The 20547-nt window shown below is 63.0% G+C and carries 11 protein-coding genes; 7 read left to right on the top strand and 4 right to left on the bottom strand.

The features are described from left to right. From yghU to ACIQUB_RS12575, 4 genes are all read right to left on the bottom strand, one after another. On the bottom strand, positions 1-876 hold the full coding sequence (gene yghU, locus ACIQUB_RS12590; protein ID WP_402929879.1) for a glutathione-dependent disulfide-bond oxidoreductase: 876 nt from the start codon (positions 874-876) through the stop codon (positions 1-3). A 75-nt stretch (positions 877-951) separates the two neighbouring features. Beyond that, the gene (locus ACIQUB_RS12585) at positions 952-1938 is read right to left on the bottom strand and encodes an LLM class flavin-dependent oxidoreductase (protein ID WP_402929877.1); all 987 of its coding nucleotides are present in this window, start codon (positions 1936-1938) and stop codon (positions 952-954) included. 207 nt (positions 1939-2145) lie between these two features. Next, the gene (locus ACIQUB_RS12580; protein WP_402929875.1) at positions 2146-3267 is read right to left on the bottom strand and encodes a mechanosensitive ion channel family protein; all 1122 of its coding nucleotides are present in this window, start codon (positions 3265-3267) and stop codon (positions 2146-2148) included. A gap of 127 nt (positions 3268-3394) precedes the next feature. Next, positions 3395-3601 carry a hypothetical protein gene (locus ACIQUB_RS12575; protein WP_018896661.1) on the bottom strand — a complete coding sequence of 69 codons (207 nt, stop codon included), beginning with the start codon at positions 3599-3601 and terminating at the stop codon, positions 3395-3397. 413 nt (positions 3602-4014) lie between these two features. Here ACIQUB_RS12575 and ACIQUB_RS12570 point away from each other — a divergent pair, with 413 nt between their 5' ends. The 7 genes from ACIQUB_RS12570 to ACIQUB_RS12540 all read left to right on the top strand — a co-directional run bounded on the left by ACIQUB_RS12570 (position 4015) and on the right by ACIQUB_RS12540 (position 20539). After that, positions 4015-11019 (top strand): beta strand repeat-containing protein, encoded by a 7005-nt coding sequence (locus tag ACIQUB_RS12570; RefSeq protein ID WP_402929873.1) that lies wholly within the window; start codon positions 4015-4017, stop codon positions 11017-11019. Between the two features lie 158 nt (positions 11020-11177). Continuing rightward, a complete protein-coding gene (locus ACIQUB_RS12565; RefSeq protein ID WP_402929871.1) occupies positions 11178-12419 on the top strand; it encodes a flavin monoamine oxidase family protein in 1242 nt (413 codons plus the stop codon). A gap of 51 nt (positions 12420-12470) precedes the next feature. Continuing rightward, a complete protein-coding gene (speB, locus tag ACIQUB_RS12560) occupies positions 12471-13409 on the top strand; it encodes an agmatinase (protein WP_402929869.1) in 939 nt (312 codons plus the stop codon). Positions 13410-13537: 128 nt separating this feature from the next. Further along, positions 13538-14107, top strand: a complete 570-nt coding sequence (locus ACIQUB_RS12555; protein WP_402929867.1) for a hypothetical protein — start codon at positions 13538-13540, stop codon at positions 14105-14107. Between the two features lie 412 nt (positions 14108-14519). Next, a complete protein-coding gene (locus ACIQUB_RS12550) occupies positions 14520-16949 on the top strand; it encodes a glucose/quinate/shikimate family membrane-bound PQQ-dependent dehydrogenase (RefSeq protein ID WP_402929865.1) in 2430 nt (809 codons plus the stop codon). 283 nt (positions 16950-17232) lie between these two features. Then, positions 17233-19182: a PrkA family serine protein kinase gene (locus ACIQUB_RS12545; protein WP_018896655.1), complete on the top strand. Its 1950-nt coding sequence runs from the start codon at positions 17233-17235 to the stop codon at positions 19180-19182. A gap of 37 nt (positions 19183-19219) precedes the next feature. Continuing rightward, complete coding sequence (locus ACIQUB_RS12540) at positions 19220-20539, top strand: YeaH/YhbH family protein (RefSeq protein ID WP_113177380.1); 1320 nt, start codon at positions 19220-19222, stop codon at positions 20537-20539. The last annotated feature ends 8 nt before the right edge of the window (positions 20540-20547 follow it).

Genomic DNA, 20547 nt, shown 5'->3' with positions numbered 1-20547 from the left:
TCAGCCCGCAGCGCCGACCTTGTCCTGCGTCTTGGTGTCGAAGTCGCTGGCGTCGTGACGCTCCCAGAGCTGGCTCGACGGTTCGCCGGAGAGACGGTTGACCATGCGCCCGCGCTGGACAGGCTTGCGCTCGCCGATTTGGTCGGCCCAGCGCTGGATATTCTTGTATTCCTGAACCTGCAGGAACTCCGCCGCTTCGTAGATCCAGCCCTTCACCAGCCCGCCGTACCAGGGCCACACGGCCATATCGGCGATGGTGTACTCGGCACCGCCGAGATATTCGCTCTCGGCAAGCCGGCGATCCAGTACGTCGAGCTGACGCTTGGCCTCCATCGCGAAGCGGTCGATCGCATATTCGATCTTGGTCGGCGCGTAGGCATAGAAGTGGCCGAAACCGCCGCCGAGATAGGGCGCGCTGCCCATCTGCCAGAACAGCCAGGAGAAGCATTCCGCACGCGCGGCTGGCTCCGTCGGCAGGAAGGCCTGAAACTTTTCGGCTAGATAGGTGAGGATCGAGCCGGACTCGAAAACGCGGATCGGCTTGGCACCGCTGCGGTCGACCAGCGCCGGGATCTTGGAGTTGGGATTGGCCTCGACGAAGCCGCTACCGAACTGATCGCCATCGCCGATCCTGATCAGCCAGGCATCATATTCCGCACCGCTGTGGCCGGCGGCGAGAAGTTCCTCGAGCATGATCGTCACCTTGACGCCATTTGGCGTGCCGAGCGAGTAGAGCTGCAAAGGATGGCGCCCGACCGGCAGTTCCTTCTCATGCGTCGCACCGGCGATCGGCCGATTGATATTGGCGAAACGCCCGCCGCTGTCCTTGTTCCAGGTCCAGATCTTTGGCGGCATATACTCAGTCGAATTGGCCATGCTTTGTCTCCCGTGGTGGCGTCTTCATGCGATACGCAACCCGTATTGATTGCGTTGAATGTGGATGGGTTAGTGTCAGATCTTTCGCCCAACCTCGGCGATCATTTCGAAGGATTGCAGGCGCGCGCGATGATCATAAACGTCGGACACGATCATCAGTTCGTCGGCACCGGTCTCCTCGATCAGCTTCTCTAGGCCGGCGCGAACCGTCTCGGGCGAGCCGATGATCGAGCGGGCGAGCATCTGCTGGGCCTGCGCCTTTTCCATCGGCGACCAATAAGTTTCGATATCGTCGATCGGCGGCTGACTCAGGCCGCGCGTGCCACGAAACATGTTAGTGAAGGACATCTGCTGTGTCGTCGCAAGTCGGCGCGCCTCGGCATCGGTTTCGGCGGCGATGACGTTGACGCCGACCATGGCGTAGGGCTGCGACTGCTGCTCCGATGGCTTGAAACGGGTGCGATAGATCTGCAGCGCCTGAATAAGAAGCTCCGGCGCAAAGTGGGAGGCGAAGGCGTAGGGCAGACCGAGTTCGCCAGCGAGCATGGCGCCGAAATTGCTGGAGCCGAGAATCCAGAGCGGCACTTCGGTGCCGGCAGCCGGAACCGCCTGTATCCGCTGGTTTGGGCCGGCCGGCGCCAAGAACGCCTGCAGCTCAAGCACATCTTGGGGAAACTGATCGGCCGCTTCAGGCGAGCGACGCAGCGCGCGAAGTGTCATCTGGTCGGTTCCCGGCGCCCGGCCGAGCCCGAGATCGATGCGATCGGGAAACAGGCGCGCCAGCGTGCCGAACTGTTCGGCGATAACATAAGGAGAGTGGTTCGGCAGCATGATGCCGCCGGCGCCGACGCGGATCGTCTTTGTTCCCGCCGCGAGATGGGCGAGAACGACGGATGTCGCGGCACTCGCGATCCCGATCATGTTGTGGTGTTCGGCAACCCAGATGCGCCGGTAGCCCCACTCCTCGGCATGCGCGGCCAGATCGCGCGCGTTGTCGAGGGCGCCACGGGCGTCCGTCTCCTCCGTCACGCGAACAAGTTCGAGGATGGAAAGAGCGGCCATGGCAATACCTTTGTAATCAACAAGTGGAGGCAACCGCTGAAGACGGCCGCCCTAATCAAAAGGTATATGGAGTCCGCGACGCGCCCGAACAATGGTTGGGAGGTCTGCTTTTTTGAGATCGGCCATTGCCTAAACCGATGAGCCCCGCCTACGCGGCTGTCTTACGGTTCCTACGCCCGCTCATCTTCTTGGGATTGTCGCCGACAATCAGGAGTGCGCCGAGGCTCGAACCGCGGCATCACCGCCGATCACGCCGTTGAAGTTGGCGGCACCCTCGGCCCGCACGCGCGGCAAGCTCGCCGGATACTCCCGCTGCACGAAGTCTATGATCTTCTCGCGCATTTCGCAGCGCAGGTCGAAGGTCTTCGGTGCATTGGAGGCCGAGACGAGGATGCGGATTTCCATGACGTTTTCGCGAAAATCGGTGACCTGCACGGCGACCACCCGCTTGTCCCAGAGCTTGGAGGCGGCGGCTATTTCCTCGACCTTGGACCGGATCACCGTAACGGGCACCGAGTAATCGAGATAGATCATGACCGTGCCGATCAGCGCCGAGCTCTCCCGCGTCCAGTTCTGGAACGGGTTCTCGATGAAATAGCTGAGTGGCAGGATCAGCCTTCGCCAATCCCAGAGCTTGACCACCACGTAGGTCGAGGTGATCTCCTCCACGTTGCCCCACTCGCCCTCGACGATCAGCGCATCGTCGATGCGGATCGGCTGCGTGATCGCAAGCTGGATACCGGCGAAGACGTTCTTCAGCACCGGCTGCAAGGCGAGGCCGAGCACGATGCCGGCAACGCCGGCCGAGGCGAGCAGGCTCACGCCATATTGCTGCACGGCCGGAAAGGTCATCAGCCCCGCCGCGATCGTGATGGCAACGATCATGAAGGCGGCAATGCGCTCGCCGATGCGCGATTGGGTGACATGGGTGCGCGCCAGCAGGTTGTCTTCGGCGTCTAGCTTGAAGCGGCGCAGATAGACGGTCATCCAGATGTGCAGCGTGGTCTTGCTGATCCAGCCGACGACAGCGATGAAGCCCAGGAGCAGGATATGGCGGATGAACTCCGCCTGCGGCGTCGTCAGCGGCGCCATGGTGGCGCCGAGCGAAAGGGTCAAAGTGAGAATGCTAAGCCGCAGCGGCCGGCGACCGCGCGAGACCAGCGATCGCCAAAACAGATCCCGCGTTTCGACCACGCGGCTCAAGAAGCGAAAAGCGAGGCGATGGATCATCAGGCCCACGGCAAAGGCGGCAGCAAGGACACCGATGCTGACCAGCCAAGCGGGCAACCATGCGGTTGCTTCCTGAAAGTCGAGAATGAAGCGTTCCATACGACATCAGCTAGAGTGCAATGCAGCATGGGAAAGGCCGGGCGGCAAAAATCAGGCTTTTCCTGACCGGTCGTGCTTGCGGGAGACATCGCGCCCCAGGCAGACGAGTTCCGGCCTCAATGCGAGGTCAGAGCCAGCGAAACCGCGCCCTGCCGCGTCGATCGATGCGGTGAAGCGCGATCGGCGTGGACCGGCCGCTGATCGTATCGAGCAGGCGGATGCTCTGCTTTCCGGCCACAAGCGCGAGAAATCGCGGGCATCCGCGGATCGTTCCGCCATTGTCGTTCTCGGTAAAGATGCAGGGCACGGAGAGAGCCGTCCCATACACGTTCATTCGTCCACTCTTTGGCATGCGCAAATCCTATCGCTTTGCGTCGCCGTGTAGTGGAGCCGTGATTCCTTCATATGACAATTGCGTGATAATTTTGGACATTTGTGAAATTGCCGGCATCGCGCAATTTCGCGATCCCTGATAGGGCCCACTCGAAGGCGCAGAACGACACCAGCTGCGGGCAAGGCCCGCCACTTATTTTCTTCGCGGCAGCGGGCACGGCCCCTGTTTGGGGAGAGACCACCTGCAATTTCAGGTTCAGACAAGCCACACAACCTACCTTCGGCTCTTAGCTGCGCGGGCTTGGGTGACCGATTCTTCATTCAGACCTTGGGCCGGAAGCCGCTTGCCGTTCGCTATCGGGGTTTCGACCCGGCTTTTTATTGACGCCATTTGAACATTTGGGATTGATGAGCATGACGACCGTTGCATCCACGCTGACGATAACGCAGATCAGATCCCTGTCGTCCGCGGCAGTCGCAGCATGGACAACCGACGACATCGCGTCGCTGTCCACGGCCCAGGTCAAGGCCCTATCGTCCTCTCAGATCGCGGCGCTCGATGTCGAGGACGTCGAGGCGATGAACTCGCAGCAGCTGAGCGCAATCGCGAAGACTTCCATCGTAGGCTTCACCTTCGACCAGCTGCACGCGCTTAACAAATATGCCATCGAGAGCCTGACATCCGTCCAGGTCTCTGCGCTTACCACGTCACAGCTGGGCGCCTTGACGACCGAGCAGTCGGAAGCTCTAACCCCCAACCAGATCAAGGCGCTGTCCACCGCGCAGCTCGCGGCACTCAGCCCCGAGGACATCGCGACCTTCTCTACAGCCGATATCGCCGCCATCACCAAGGCCATCCAAGGTCTCGGTACGGCGGCACTCGCGGCCCTGTCTCCCGATCAGATCACGGCCCTAAACACGAGCGCCGTCGCGTCGCTCACGAGCAGCCAGATCAGCGCATTGAGCGCCGACCAGGTCGAAGCGTTTACGCCGTCGCAGATGGCGGCGATGACTTCGGGGCAACTGGCCGCACTCGGACCTGATGACATCGCCATGCTGTCGCTCGAGGACATTGCCGCGATCAACACCAAGGCCATGAAAGGCCTGAACCTGTCTGCCCTGTCACCGGACCAGATCGCGGCGATGACGACGGCCCAGGCAAATTCGCTGGCCACGACACAGCTCGCTTCCCTCAGCGCTGGGCAAATCGAAGCTCTTTCGCCAGCCCATATCGCCTCGCTCAGCTCCAGCGCGCTGGCAAGCCTGACGACCGAACAGATCGGAGCTCTCAGCCCCGAACAGGTCGAGGCATTCACCCCGCTGCAGGTCAAGGCGCTCAATTCTGCCCAGATTGCCGCCCTCAGCGCGGATGGCATCGCCACCTTCTCCACCGCTGATATCGCGGCTATCACCAGCAAGGCCATCGCAGGCCTCAGCGCGGGCTCCATTTCAGCGCTGTCGACCGGGCAGATCGCAGCCCTCGGCACAGGCTCGATCGCAAGCCTGACGACCGGACAGCTCGCCGCCCTGAACGACGAACAATTCCAGGCGCTGTCCTCGGTGCAGGTCAAGGCGTTCGGCTCTGCGCAGCTCGCCGCGCTCGATGCCGCTGATATCGAAGCCTTCTCGACAGCCGCCATCGCTGCCATCGCCAGCCGCGCCATGTCGGGCCTGAGCACGGATGCGATCGGCGCATTGTCGTCTGCCCAGATCGCCGCTTTGTCCACGAGCTTGATCGCAAACCTCACCGGTACCCAGCTCGAAGCCCTGAGCGCCGACCAGATCGCGGCGCTCTCGACCAGCCAGATAACCTCGTTGGGCGCGCAGATCGCGGGCTTCAGCACAGCGCAGCTGGAAGGGCTTTCGACCACCAACATCGCGGCCCTAAGCACGGCCGCAATCGCCAACCTCACGACGGAACAGATCGGCGCGCTGAGCGTGGAGCAGGCAGAAGCGTTGTCTCCCGCTCAGGTCAAGGCTCTGAGTTCGGCGCAAATCGCGGCCTTCGACGCCGACGACATCGCCGCGTTTTCGACGGCAGATATCGCCGCGATCACCAGCAAGGGCTTTACCGGGCTCAACATGGATTGGCTCTCCACCGCCCAGATCGCGGCGTTGACCACCGGGCAGATCGCTAACCTTGGAACGGACCAACTGGCCGCGCTGACCACGGACCAGACGGAAGCGCTGTCGCCGACGCAGGTGAAGGCTCTGAGTTCGGTTCAGTTGGCCGTGTTTGATGCCGATCATATCGCGACCTTCTCGACTGACGATATCGCGGCGATCACCAGCAAGGCGATCCTCGGCCTGACCACCGACATCATCTCGACCTTCTCCACCGCCCAGATTGCAGCCTTGAACTCGACGGCGATCCCACGGCTCACGAGTATGCAGATCGCAGCGCTGAGCACCGGTCAGGTCGAGGCACTGTCTTCGATACAGGTCGCGGCGCTGACCTCCGTCCAGCTCGCCGCGATCGATGCCGATCATATTGCGACTTTCTCGACCGACGATATTGCGGCGATCACCAGCAAGGCCATACCGGGTCTCAGCACCGATATCATCGCTACCTTCTCCACAGGCCAGATCGCCTCGCTGACGACGGCGCAGGTGAGCGCGCTGAAGACCACGCAGCTTGCGGTTTTGAACACCAGCCAGGTCGAGGCGTTCACCCCCGCACAGGTGGCGTGGCTGAGCTCGCTGCAGCTGTCGGCGCTTGGCGAAGACGGCATCGCGACGTTCTCGACAGCCGATATCGCGGCACTCTCGAGCAAGGCGATCCCCGGCCTCAACATGGCCAACCTGTCTTCGGGCCAGATCGGCGCGCTCACGACCGCCCAGGTCAACGCGCTGAAGACGCTGCAGATCTCCACCCTGGGCACGGACCAGGTCGCCGCGTTTACGACCGCCCAGATCGCCGCATTGAGCACGACGTCGATCGCCAGCCTGACGACCGACCAGATCAACGCTCTCGGCTCGGCGCAGGTCGAAGCTCTCTTGCCGCTCCAAGTGATGTCGCTGAATTCGCTGCAGCTTGGCGCTCTGGATGCGAGCGACATCGCCACCTTCTCGACGGCCGATATCGCCGCGATCACCAACAAGGCGCTGCCGGGCCTCAGCACGGATGTGCTCGCGACGCTGTCTGCCACCCAGATCGCAGCGATGAGCACGAGCGCCGTCGCAAGCCTGACAAGCGACCAGATCGGCGCTCTCAGCACCGCGCAGGTCGAAGCCTTGTCGCCGGCGCAGGTGAAGGTTTTGAGCTCCGCGCAAATGGCCGCACTCGGCGCCGACGATATCGCGACCTTCTCCACCGCCGATATCGCCGCGATCACCAATAAGGCCATTTCGGGTCTTCGCGCCGACGCTGTCGAGGGCCTTTCGAACGAGCAGATCGCCGCACTCAACACCAGCGCGATCGCGAGCCTCACAAGCCAGCAGATCGATGCGATGAGCACGTCGCAGATCGAAACCCTGTCGCCAGCGCAGGTAGCCGCTCTGACCTCACTTCAGTTCTCCGCGCTGTCGGCTGAAGATATCGCGACCTTCTCGACCGCCGACATCGCGGCAATCACCAACAGGGGCCTACCTGGACTGAGCGCCGATGCTGTCTCGGGCCTCACAACCGCACAGCTCGCTTTGTTGAGCACCAGCGCTCTGGCAAGCCTGACGAGCACGCAGGTCGCAGCACTTGGCACCAACCAGATCGCCAAGCTCTCGACCGCGCAGGTGAAGGCTCTCACATCGGCGCAGGTCGCAGCACTCGGCGACCATGTCAGCGTTCTCTCAACAGACCAGATCGCCGTCCTGACGCCATCGGGCATCACGGGCCTGACATCCGATCAGATCGACGCGCTGAGCAGCGCGCAGCTCGGGGCACTCAGCACCAGCCAGATGGCGGCGATGACCACCAAGCAGGTGGCGGGGCTCAGCACCGGCGACATGGCCGGGCTGACCACGCAGCAGCTGGCCGCCATGAGCTCGTCCGGCGTTTCTGGCCTCTCGACCAGCCAGGTCGCGGCCCTCAGCAACACGCAGATCCTGGCGCTCTCGACCAAGCAGATGGCGGCACTCAGCTCGTCTCAGGTCGGCGCACTGCGCACGGATGACATCGCGGCACTCTCCACCGCGCAGATCGCTGCTCTCTCTGTTGGCGGCATCGCCGGATTGAACTCACAGCAACTGGCGGCGCTTTCGACCGCACAGGCGGAAGCGCTCACCAGCAACCAGGTCGGCACGCTGAATTCCAGCCAGCTCTCGGTCCTCGGGCCGGATGATGTCGTAACCTTCTCCACCAAGGATATCGCTGCGATCACATCAAGCGCGCTGGGCGGAATGTCGACGGACACGATCCGCGCCCTGACAACGGCGCAGATCGCCGCGCTGAGCAAGAATGCGATTGCAGGCCTCACCACCCAGCAGCTTGCCGCACTCAGCACCGCCCAGGCGGAAGCGCTGACCAGCAGCCAGGTCAGCGGCCTGAGCTCCTCGCAGCTCGCCGCCCTCACCGCCGATGACATCGCAACCTTCTCGACCAAGGACATGGCGGCCATCGGCTCCGGCGCCATCACCGGCCTCTCGACCGGCACGATCGCGGCGCTTTCGGCGAGCCAGATCGCGGCGCTGAACACGGCGGCGATCACGGGGATGACGACCGGCCAGATCTCGGCGCTGCGGACCGATCAGGTGGAAGCGCTGACGTCGGCGCAGATCGGAGCGCTCAGCTCGAAGCAGACGGCGGCTCTCAGCACCGACGATATCGCCATCCTGTCTGCGAAGAACATTGCCGCGATCAACTCCGGCGCCATCGCCGGCCTGTCGGCAGCCGCACTCGCGACGCTGACGACAAGCCAGATCGCGGCACTCAGCACCGCCGGTATCGCGGGCCTGACGGTCGATCTCATCAGCGCGCTCAGCAGCGACCAGATCGGAGCGCTGACCACGGGCCAGATCGCCGCGTTGAGCTCGCGACAGATCGGAGCGCTTGGCGCCGACGACCTCGCATCGCTGACGACCGCGCAGGTCGCGGCATTGAGCACGGCGGGCATAGCTGGTCTCAGCAGCGATCAGATCGCGGCATTGAGCACCGACCAGACCGAGGCGTTGACCAGCCTGCAGGTCGGCGCCTTGACTTCGAGGCAGATTGCCGCCTTGGGCACCGACGATCTCTCGCACTTCTCCACCGCCGATATCGCCGCCATCGGCTCGGGCGCCATCCTTGGCCTTTCGACCGCCGCGATCAGCGCGCTGTCGACCGCCCAGATCGTCGCCATGAGTTCGGCCGGCATCTCGGGCTTGTCCAGCGGCCAGATGGCCGCGCTCGGTTCCGACCAGGTGGAGGTGCTGACAACAACGCAGATCGGCGCATTGAGCTCCAAGCAGGTCGGGGCGCTTGCCACCGACCGTATCGCGGCGCTTTCGGTCGACCAGATCGCGGCCTTCGGCACGGCGGGCATAGCGGGCCTGACCAGCGATCAGATCGGCGCGCTCAGCGTGCGCCAGGTCGAGGCGTTCACCAGCGTTCAGGTGGGCGCGCTGAACTCGAAGCAGATCGCCGCGCTCGGAACGGATGATCTCGACAGTTTCAGCACAGCCGACATGGCTGCGATCACCTCCAGCGCAATAACAGGCATTTCGACATCGGCGATCGCCTCGCTCTCGGGCGACCAGATCTCGGCCCTCAGCCCCACCGGCATTGCAGGCCTCACCAGCGACCAGATCGGCGCGCTGCGCACCAACCAGGTGGAAGCACTGACGACCGCGCAGGTCGGCGCGCTGACCTCCAAGCAGATCGCGGCTCTGAACACAGCCGACATCGGCGCGTTTTCGCCGGAGCAGATCGCGGCACTGAGCACCGCGGGCATAGCGGGGCTGTCGACCAGCCAGCTCGTCGCGCTGCACAGCGACCAGATGGAGGCGCTGACCAGCACACAGATCGGCGCGCTTTCCTCACGACAGGTCGCGGTTCTGACGTCCGGTAATCTCGACAGCTTCACCACGGCCGAAATCGCCGCGATCAGCTCGTCGGCAATCTCCGGCCTGTCGACCGCGGCGCTTGCCTCGCTCTCGCCAAGCCAGATCGCGGCGCTCAGCACCGCAGGCATTGCCGGCCTCAGCACGGACCAGATCGCTGCTCTCAGCGTCGATCAGGCCGAAGCGCTGACCAGCTTGCAAGTCGGCGCGCTGAGCTCCAAGCAGATCGCGGCACTCGGCACGGATGATCTCGACAGCTTCTCCACCGCCGATATCGCGGCGATCAGCTCTGCCGCCATCTCCGGGTTGTCGCCGACGACGATCGCCTCGCTTTCGGCCGAGCAGATCGGCGCGCTGAGCACGGCGGGTATTGCCGGGCTCTCGACCGCCCAGATCGCTGCCTTGAGCACAAGCCAGGTCGAGATGCTGTCCACCGGGCAGATCGGCGCCCTGGGTTCGGCTCAGGTCGCGGCACTCAGCACCGGCGACATCGCCGTGCTTTCGGTCGAGCAGGTGGCGGCGCTGAGCGCGGCAGGTATCGGCGGCCTCGGCAGCGCCCAGGCTGGTGCGCTGAACATCGACCAAATGGAACGACTGTCCACGAACCAGATCGCGGCACTCAGTTCCGACGCGCTGAAGGGGCTGACCTCGTCAAGCCTGGACGCACTGACGCCCGCCAAGCTCGCCGCGATCAGCTCCGGTGCGATGAAAGGACTGTCGACGGGCTTCATCGCGTCGCTGTCGACCGAGGAGATCGCGGCTCTCGGCAGTTCCGGGGTTTCCGGCCTGACCAGCGATCAGATCCACGCGCTGAGCACTGATCAGTTCAGCACGTTCTCCACCGACCAGATCGCGGCCCTGAGCTCGACCGGGCTTGCCGGCTTGACGGCCGACCAGCTACAGACGCTCTCGACCGAAGAGTTCGCGGCCATCACGCCGGCCTCGATCAAGGGGCTGACGACGGCGCTGTTTTCAACCCTGCCGTCGAACGACATCGCGGCGCTGACCACGGGCCAAGTGGCGGCGCTCAGCTATAGCCAGGTCGTGGCCATGAGCTCGGCGCAGATCGGAATGCTCTCGACCACCCAGATCGGCGCGCTCAATGTGGTTCAGGCCGCGGCCCTCGGCCCGGACGACCTGGCGGGCTTCTCGCCCGAGAGCATCATCGCACTGAGCTCCAGCGCGGTTTCGGGGCTCAGCACGAGGGCGCTCAGCGCGCTGACGGTGAGCCAGGCCGAAGCCTTCACGCCGGCCCAGATCAACGCGATGACCTCGGCCCAGGTACAGGCGCTGACCAACGGCCCACTGGCGAGCGCGAGCACCGCCTCAGCGACCACGACGACGGCCACCACCACCCCATCGGTAACGACGGCCTCGGCCGCAACGGCACCCGACACGAGTGAGCAGGCGCAGGTTACCTCGGTCATCATGTCCTATCTGGAATAAGAGACTGATGCGGGCGCGGTGGCATTCGATGCCGCGCCCGCAATTGCTTTAAGTTTCAGCGCAAAGCCGTAAAACGGCATTGATTCGACAGGTCACTTTATGGAGCATGCGGCGGAGACGTTCGTATTCAGTTGACCGCAAGGAAAGTCGCCTAGGCCATGTCGATGATGGAAGAGCCCGATGTCGTGATCATTGGCGCCGGCGCGGCCGGGACGGGTGCGACCCGAACGCTCGCCAAGGCCGGCCTGAAGACACTGGTGCTAGAGGCTCTTGACCGCAAGGGCGGTCGCGCCTCGACGAAAACGGCAGCGGGCAGCGTCGTCGATCTCGGCTGCGGCTGGCTTCACTCCGGCGATCGAAATCCCTGGACCCGCATCGCCGGCGAGATCGGCATCGCCGTTGATCGCCAGCCATCCGCCTGGGGCGGGCAGTTTCGCGATCTCGGCTTCACGCCATCCGAACGCGATGAGGCGCATACCGCCTTCGAACGGTGGACAGATCGCGTCTCCACCACTCCTCCCCTCTCCGACATCGCCGCCGATGCGCTCGACCCGGCCGACGGCTGGACGAGTTATCTGCAAGCGCTGAGCGGCTATATCAGCGGCGACGAACTTGAACGCATTTCCTGCAAGGACTACGCCGCTTACAACGAAGCCTCGACCGACTTCAACTGGCGCGTCGCAACAGGCTACGGCGCACTCGTCAGCGCCGCCATGCCGGCCAAGGCGATGGTGAAGCTTTCGACGCCTGTCGAAGCGATCGGGCTCGACGGACGTCACGTTGAGGTCGAGACAGCGGTCGGCACCGTGCGCGCCCGCGCGGTCATCGTCACCATCTCCACCAATATCCTTGCAGGCAACACGATCCGCTGGCCAAGCGCACTTGATGCGTGGCGAGAGGCAGCAGCCCGCTTGCCACTTGGGGCGAACGAGAAGCTCTTCCTTGAGATCATCGGCTCCGCTCCATTCGAGGACGAGACGCATCTCATCGGCGATCCCCGCGATGCATCGACCGGCAGCTACTATATCCGCCCCTTCGGCCAGCCCGTCATCGAATGCTATCTCGGCGGCGCCGGCGCACGCGCCGTGGCGGATCACGGCCATGACGCTGCATTCGCGCGCGCCACGGATCAGCTCGCCCATCTGTTCGGCAGCGATATCCGTCGCAATCTCCGCCCGCTCATCGCATCGGACTGGACCAGGACGGCCTCGATCGGCGGCGCCTACAGCCACGCACTGCCCGGCCATTCCGACGCCCGCCCCGCGCTCGCCAGATCGTACGACGAGCGCGTGTTCTTCGCCGGCGAAGCGACCCACACCACGGACTTTTCGACCGCCCACGGCGCCCTGCAAAGCGGCGAGCGCGCCGCGCGCGAGGTCATCGCCGCCCTTGTAGGCTAGCGCCCGGGCGACACCCAAGACATACCCATCGCGATCAGGAGAGACGAAGCCATGCCGGACCACACGTTCAACCAGCCGCTCGGCGGCAACGACATGCCCCGCTTCGCCGGCCCGGCGACGATGATGCGCCTGCCGAGCCAAGCCACTGCGGAGGGTCTCGACGCGTGTTTCGTCGGCATTCCGCTCGACGTCGGCACCTCCAACCGGCCGGGCACCCGCCTTGGACCACGGCAAATCCGGCAAGAGTCCTGCATGCTGCGTCCCTACAACATGGCAACAGGTGCGGCACCCTTCGCGCGGATGCAGGTGGCCGATATCGGCGACGTGCCGATCGACACCTTCGACCTGAAGCGCTCGGTCGATATCATCACCGCCTTCTACGACGACCTCCTCACCCATCCCTGCATCCCGCTGACGCTTGGCGGCGACCATACGCTCACCTATCCGATCCTGCGCGCGATCGCGAGGAAGCACGGCCCCGTGGCGCTGATCCATGTCGACGCCCATGCCGACACCAACGACGAGATGTTCGGCGAAAAGATCGCCCATGGCACGCCGTTCCGCCGCGCCTATGACGACGGGCTTCTCGTCAACGACAAGGTGTTCCAGATCGGCCTGCGCGGCACCGGCTATTCGCCCGAGGATTTCGATTGGGCCCGCGACAAGGGCTGGACGGTCGTTCAGGCCGAGGAATGCTGGGGCAAATCGCTCAAGCCCCTGATGGAAGAGATTAGGGCGAAGATCGGCTCGACGCCCGTTTACCTGACCTACGACATCGACAGCCTCGATCCGGCCTTCGCCCCGGGCACGGGAACGGTCGAGATCGGTGGCCTTACGACATGGCAGGCGCTCGAGATCATCCGCGGCTGCGCCGGACTCAATCTCGTCGGTGGCGATCTGGTGGAGGTTTCACCGCCATTCGACCCATCGGGCAACACGGCGCTGATTGCCGCAAATCTGCTTTACGAGATGCTCTGTGTCCTTCCGTGACACACGGGCGGAAAGCGAGAGCCAGCGGGAAGCGTGGCGATTCACCGGTTTGAAACCTGTTCGTGCGACAAGGACGGTTCGAGGGTAGCCCCTGAAGACGATGCCGTGTTGCACTGAGGTACGGAAAAATGAGACCGTTCGCCGTTCTTTCCGCGAGAGTTGTTCTTGCCGCCGCTCTCTTCAGCGCCGGCGCTCCGCTGGTTGCCAATGGCACCGAGGAATGGATCGGCTCGTCCCGACAATGGTCGATCGGCTATGTCCACAATGGCGGCGAGCCCTATTGCGCGCTGGTTTGGGACAGCATGACGGGAAAGACCGTCGAGTTCCGCGAAAGCCTCAAGGATGCGTCGTGGATCATCAAGAATGACGCATGGTCGCTCCCGGACCACCTCTCCACCAAGGTTTCGGTGACGGGCAAGAGCAACAGCATGGAGGTGCCGGCCATCGGCGCCGACAATAAGAGCCTGCGCGTTTGGAGCCTGCCCGGAAATTCGAACGCGGGCGGCGTTCAGGGCATCATTCGCGCCGCGCTCAGCGGGATGGCGGATATCAACGTCGCGTTCCAGGGCAATGAGCCCGACTGGGTCATTCCAACCTCACGCATCTATCCCATGCATGCGACCTATGCCGGCTGCATCGAACGGCTGTCAAACAAGAAGCCGGTGAAGATCGAAAGCGCCACGACGAACCCGTTCTGAACAGGCGACGCACGGAATCCAGCTTCGATTCCCAACGCAAAACCGGACCCGCTTGCCCAATAGCAAGCTGTTATTCGTTCTTCTAAAATAGAACTTGCCACCATGCGGCCGCTGACGATATACCCCGGCCAGGGTTGGAGACGTTAAGGTACTGTCTCCCTCCGTCGGTGCCTGACACGTGCATTTCGAACCACGTAGGACGAGCCTGATGGACTTTTGCAGATTTCCCGGATTGGCGCCCAACGCGCCGCTTTTCGCAGATCATGGTTCGCCAACGCACATGCGCTCGAAATCGCTCCTCTTCGCCTGCTGTCGTTAAGACAGCTAACCGAACGGCGAACGAGCACGGCGAGCATCTCATTTTTTGCGGGCTTTCCATTCTCGTTTGCCGGATATGCAATGAGGCTATTCAATGAATAAATCACCGAACCCACCGGCGCTGTTAGGTCGCCTGTGGCTGGTATTGCTCGGAGCGATCATATCGCTCGCCGGACTGTTTTTCGCGATCGGCGGCGGCAAGCTCGTCTCGCTGGGCGGCAGCTGGTACTTCCTGCTCGCCGGCATCGGACTTGTTATCGCGGGCTTGCTCATCATCCGGCGCAAGCCGCTGGGCGCCCTGCTCTTCGGGCTCGTCTTCGTTCTCTCGGCCATCTGGGCCATCTGGGACGCCGGCTTTGAGTTCTGGCCGCTGATTTCGCGACTGCTGGCGATTGCCGTCGGCTCAATCGTCGTTGCCCTTTCCTTCCCGCTGCTGCGTCGCTCGGCCGGCCGCACGCCCGCCTACGGCGCTTCGTTCGGCCTTGCTCTGATCCTCGCGATCGGCACCGGCGCAGCCTTCTACGGCATGTTCATCCCGCATCCGCCAGTCGTCGCCACCGGCGCCGGCCCGGCCCGCACGCCGGTCGATCCCGCTCGCGAACAGAAGAACTGGGAAGCCTACGGCAACACCTCGGGCGGCAGCCGCTTCGCGGCGCTCGACCAGATCAACGTTGATAACGTCAACGATCTGAAGGTTGCGTGGGAATACCACACCGGCGACACGCCGATCAGCCCCGGCGCCAACGGCGCGGAAGACCAGGAAACCCCGCTGCAGGTCGGCGACCGCGTGTTCGTGTGCACCCCGCACAACAACGTCATCTCGATCGACGCCGATACCGGCAAGGAAATCTGGAAGGCCGAGATCAACGCAAAGTCGTCCGTCTGGATGCGTTGCCGTGGCCTCGCTTACTTCGATGCGACGCGTGCGCTCGAACAGCCTTCGGCACCGAACTCCACGCCGGTTACCGCGGTTAACGTCGCACCCGGCGCGCTTTGCGAACGCCGCATCCTGATGAACACGATCACCGCTGAGCTGATCGCGCTCGACGCCGACACCGGCGCGTTCTGCCCTGATTTCGGCACCAACGGCCGCGTCGACCTGAAGGTCGGCATGGGCCAAGCGGCTGATCCGAGCTACGTGCTCACCTCGGCGCCGACGCTTGCCGGCACCACCGTCGTTGTCGGCGGCCGCGTTGCCGATAACGTTAGCACCGACATGCCTGGCGGCGTCATGCGCGGCTTCGATGTCGTGACCGGCCAGCTGCGTTGGGCATTCGACCCGGGCAACCCTGATATCACGCTCCTGCCGCCTCCGGGCGAAAGCTACACGCGTTCGACCCCGAACGTCTGGGCGTCGATGTCCTATGATGCGGCTTCCAACACCGTCTTCATGCCTGTTGGTAGCCCGTCGGTCGACCTTTACGGCGCGACCCGCACGGATCTCGACCACAAGTACGGTGCCTCGATGCTGGCGCTTGATGCCACCACGGGCCGTGAGAAGTGGGTCTACCAGACCGTTCACAACGATCTGTGGGACTTCGACGTTCCGATGCAGCCTTCGTTCATCGACTTCCCGAAGGCCGACGGCACGACGGTTCCGGCTCTCGTGTTCGGCACCAAGGCTGGCCAGCTCTACGTGCTCGATCGTGCAACCGGTCAGCCGCTGACCAAGGTCGACGATGTACCGGTGAAGCCGGGCAACATCCCCAACGAGCCGTACTCGCCCACGCAGAAGCTCTCCGTCGGCATGCCGCAGATCGGCGCCAAGACGCTGACCGAAAGCGACATGTGGGGTGCGACACCGTTTGACCAGCTCCTGTGCCGCATCGCCTTCAAGGGCATGCGCTACGATGGCATCTACACGGTTCCGGGCACCGACCTCGCGCTCAACTTCCCGGGCTCGCTGGGTGGCATGAACTGGGGCGGCCTTTCGACCGACCCGAACTCCAACTACATCTTCGTCAACGACATGCGCCTCGGCCTGTGGATCCAGATGAAGGAAGCCGCACCGACCAAGGCCGTCAACAGCGGTGGTGAGTCCGTCAACACCGGCATGGGCCTCGTGCCGATGAAGGGCACGCCTTACGCGGTCGACAAGAACCGCTTCCTGTCGGCGCTCGGCATTCCCTGCCAGGCTCCGCCCTTCGGCAGCCTGACGGCAATCGACATGAAGACGCAGAAGATCGCCTGGCAGGTTCCTGTCGGCACCGTCGAAGACACCGGCCCGCTCGGTATCAAGATGGGTCTGCCGATCCCGATCGGCATGCCGACGCTCGGCGGCACGCTCGCCACCCAGGGCGGCCTGATCTTCATCGCCGGTACGCAGGACTTCTACCTGCGCGCCTTCAGCACGGCGACCGGCAAGGAAGTCTGGAAAGCCCGTCTGCCCGTCGGCAGCCAGGGCGGCCCGATGACCTACAAGTCGCCGAAGACAGGCAAGCAGTACGTCATCATCTCGGCCGGCGGCGCACGCCAGTCGGATCTTCGTGGCGACTACGTCATCGCCTACGCTCTGCCGAACTAAACGTCAGCGCAAAGCAACAGAAAGGGGCCGTTCAGCGGCCCCTTTTTTGTGCATGAACGAGATTTGTCACATATCGTGCAAAAAAGAGTGAAAACCCATCTGCGCCCTTGGAGATCTGCCGCGTCGGCTGCATAATGTGAGTCTGACGAGTATCGCGGCTATCGGCTACAGACTGTCCCGAACTTCGTAAGCGCATTGTAATAAAATAGTCTGACGCGTTCTTATCTCGCGAGCCGACACGTAGCGATCCCGTCCTCATTCAACCGGCCGCGGGAGAGCAAAGATGCAGAAGAGCGAAAGCGACGTATTCGATCTGTTTTCGGAGATCTATACGAACGCCGCGCAAGAAGAGCTAAGTCTCCAGGAATACCTCCTGGCCTGCCGTGATGACAAACGACTATATGCCACCGCGCAGGAACGCATGGTGGAAGCCATTGGCGAACCTAAACTAATCGACACCAGCGCCGATGAGCGATTAGGCCGCATATTCTCCAACCGCACCGTCAAGATTTATCCCGCCTTTGCCGATTTCTATGGAATGGAAGACACGATCGAGCGGATCGTCGGCTATTTCAGATATGCCGCGCAGGGTCTCGAAGAGCGCAAGCAGATCCTCTACCTCCTCGGTCCAGTAGGCGGCGGCAAGTCGTCTCTCGCCGAACGGCTGAAGAAGCTGATGGAGCGCTTCCCGATTTACACGCTTGCGATCGACGGACAGGTGAGCCCAGTCTTCGAATCACCGCTCGGCCTCTTCCAGCCCGAGCGCATGTCCGATCTCCTGGAAGACAAGTACGGAATTGCCAGACGCCGCCTCACCGGACTGATTTCCCCCTGGGCCACCAAGCGGCTAGACGAGATCGGCGGCGATATCTCGCGCTTCAGCGTCGTCAAGCTGATGCCTTCAAGGCTTCGCCAGATCGCCATCGCCAAGACCGAACCGGGTGACGAGAACAATCAGGACGTCTCGGCGCTGGTCGGCAAGGTCGATATCCGCCAGCTGGAGAACTATAGCCAGGCCGACCCCGACGCCTATTCCTACAGCGGCGGCCTCAACCGCACGACGCAGGGGTTGCTCGAATTCGTCGAAATGTTCAAGGCGCCGATCAAGGTGCTGCACCCGCTGCTGACGGCAACGCAGGAGGGCAGCTATAACGGCACCGAAAACTTCGGCGCCTTCCCCTATCAGGGCATCGTCGTCGCCCACTCCAACGAATCCGAGTGGCAGCAGTTCAAGAACAACCGCAACAACGAGGCCTTCCTCGACCGTATCCTCGTCGTCAAGGTGCCCTATTGCCTGCGCGTGACCGAGGAACGGCAGATCTACGAGAAGCTGCTGCGCGAAAGCGAGCTCGCCAAGAGCGCCTGCGCGCCGGAGGTTCTGGAAAATCTGAGCCGCTTCACGGTCGCGACGCGCCTGATCCGACATGAGAACTCACCGCTCTACACCAAGATGCGCGTCTACGACGGCGAGAACCTGAAGGACACTGATCCCAAGGCCAAGTCCGTACAGGAATATCGCGATGTGGCCGGCGTCGACGAGGGCATGAACGGTATCAGCACCCGCTTTGCCTTCAAGGTGCTGTCGGAGACCTTCAACTACGACACAAAGGAAGTTGCCGCCGATCCCGTGCACCTGATGTACATCCTCGAGCAGGCGATCAAGCGCGAGCAGTTTCCCAAGGAAATGGAGGCGAGTTATCTCGACTTCATCAAGTCGGAGATCGCCACCCGCTATGCCGAGTTCATCGGCCACGAGATCCAGAAGGCCTATCTGGAATCCTACAGCGAATATGGCCAAAACCTCTTCGACCGCTACATATCCTATGCGGATGCCTGGCTGGAGGACCAGGATTTCAAGGATGCCGATACCGGGCAGATCCTGAACCGCGAAATCCTGGACAGCGAGCTTTCGCAGATCGAAAAGCCTGCCGGCATCGCCAATCCCAAGGATTTCCGCAACGAAGTGGTGAAGTTCACGCTGCGGGCAAGGGCGCGCAATGGCGGCCGCAATCCGGCTTGGACAAGCTACGAGAAACTGCGCGAGGTGATCGAAAAGCGGATGTTCGGTCAGGTCGAGGATCTGCTGCCCGTCATCAGCTTCGGCTCCAAGAAGGACAGCTCGACCGAAAAGCAGCATGACGAATTCGTTCAGCGGATGATCGAGCGTGGCTACACCGCGCGCCAGGTCCGCCGACTGGTCGATTGGTACATGCGGGTGAACAAGGCCGGTTGACGATGCCAAAACCGGAGCCAAAGCGAGGGATTGGCGCATGCCGAATTTCATCGACCGCCGGCTTAACCCGAAGGACAAGAGCCTCGGCAACCGGCAACGATTCCTGAAGCGCGCCCGCGACGAGCTGAAGCGGGCGATCAAGGATCAGATCAAATCCGACAAGATAGCGGATGTCGACACCGCCCATGGCGTTCCGATGCCCGCGCGCGGCGCCGGCGAGCCGAGCTTCCGCCCCTCCTCCACATCGGGCAACCGGGAACATGTGCTGCCGGGAAACAAGGAATTTTCCGCCGGTGACCGCATCTCCAAGCCCGATGGCGGCGCGGGCGGCGGTGGTGGACATGGCGCGGGCGGCGGCGGAAGCGATGACGACTTTCAGTTCATCCTGTCGCGCGAAGAAGTGCTCGATCTCTTTTTCGAGGACCTCGAACTGCCCGATCTGGTCAAGCTGAGCCTGAAGGAAACAGTGACATTCAAGCCGCAACGCGTCGGTTTTACCACCTCGGGTTCTCCGACCAACATCAATATCGGCCGCACAATGCGCAACAGCTTCGGCCGGCGCATGGCGCTGCAACGACCAAGCGAGCGGCAGGTGAAGCTCATCACCGACGAGATCGCCGCTCTAGAAGCCGAGACGCCGCTCTCGGCCGAGACCCGCCGCAAACTGACGGCTTTGCGCGAAGACCTAGCAACGCTTGAGCGCCGTCGCCGGCGAATTTCCTATGTCGATCCCGTCGACGTTCGCTTTAACCGCTTCGAGCGCCAGCCGGTGCCGAACGCCAACGCCGTGATGTTCTGCCTGATGGACGTCTCGGCCTCGATGGGCGAGCGGGAGAAGGATCTCGCCAAACGCTTCTTCGTGCTGCTGCACCTCTTCCTCAAGCGCCGTTACGGCCGGATCGATATCATCTTCATCCGGCACACCGACGAGGCGCACGAGGTCGATGAGGAGACCTTCTTCTACAGCAAGCAGAGCGGCGGCACGGTAGTCTCCACGGCACTTGAGGAGATGCAGCGGATCATCGAGGCGCGCTATCCGGCCGACATGTGGAACATCTACGCGGCCCAAGCTTCCGACGGCGACAACAGCAGCGGCGATTCCGAGCGATGCGCGGCACTCCTGCGCGGCGACCTGATGCGGCTTTGCCAGTATTACGCCTATGTCGAGATCATCGACGAACGGGAGACCGAGATATTCGGCGCTACCGACAACGGCACTTCGCTCTGGCGCGCCTATCGCACCGTCGATGGCGAAGTCCCCAACTTCCACATGGCCCGCATCGCAAGACCCGGCAATATCTACCCGGTCTTCCGCAAGCTCTTCAGCCGCAAAGCCGGCGCGCGTACGCATAACTGAGGGATGAC

This window comes from Rhizobium sp. NPDC090275 (assembly GCF_044772225.1).
GTDB lineage: Bacteria > Pseudomonadota > Alphaproteobacteria > Rhizobiales > Rhizobiaceae > Rhizobium.
This window is presented reverse-complemented; position numbering and strand designations above follow the sequence as displayed.

What these genes read in the sequence shown, in the direction of transcription:
- yghU (WP_402929879.1), bottom strand. Translation starts at nt 876, where the DNA reads ATGGCCAATTCGACTGAGTATATGCCGCCAAAGATCTGGACCTGGAAC.
- ACIQUB_RS12585 (WP_402929877.1), bottom strand. Translation starts at nt 1,938, where the DNA reads ATGGCCGCTCTTTCCATCCTCGAACTTGTTCGCGTGACGGAGGAGACG.
- ACIQUB_RS12580 (WP_402929875.1), bottom strand. Translation starts at nt 3,267, where the DNA reads ATGGAACGCTTCATTCTCGACTTTCAGGAAGCAACCGCATGGTTGCCC.
- ACIQUB_RS12575 (WP_018896661.1), bottom strand. Translation starts at nt 3,601, where the DNA reads ATGAACGTGTATGGGACGGCTCTCTCCGTGCCCTGCATCTTTACCGAG.
- ACIQUB_RS12570 (WP_402929873.1), top strand. Translation starts at nt 4,015, where the DNA reads ATGACGACCGTTGCATCCACGCTGACGATAACGCAGATCAGATCCCTG.
- ACIQUB_RS12565 (WP_402929871.1), top strand. Translation starts at nt 11,178, where the DNA reads ATGTCGATGATGGAAGAGCCCGATGTCGTGATCATTGGCGCCGGCGCG.
- speB (WP_402929869.1), top strand. Translation starts at nt 12,471, where the DNA reads ATGCCGGACCACACGTTCAACCAGCCGCTCGGCGGCAACGACATGCCC.
- ACIQUB_RS12555 (WP_402929867.1), top strand. Translation starts at nt 13,538, where the DNA reads ATGAGACCGTTCGCCGTTCTTTCCGCGAGAGTTGTTCTTGCCGCCGCT.
- ACIQUB_RS12550 (WP_402929865.1), top strand. Translation starts at nt 14,520, where the DNA reads ATGAATAAATCACCGAACCCACCGGCGCTGTTAGGTCGCCTGTGGCTG.
- ACIQUB_RS12545 (WP_018896655.1), top strand. Translation starts at nt 17,233, where the DNA reads ATGCAGAAGAGCGAAAGCGACGTATTCGATCTGTTTTCGGAGATCTAT.
- ACIQUB_RS12540 (WP_113177380.1), top strand. Translation starts at nt 19,220, where the DNA reads ATGCCGAATTTCATCGACCGCCGGCTTAACCCGAAGGACAAGAGCCTC.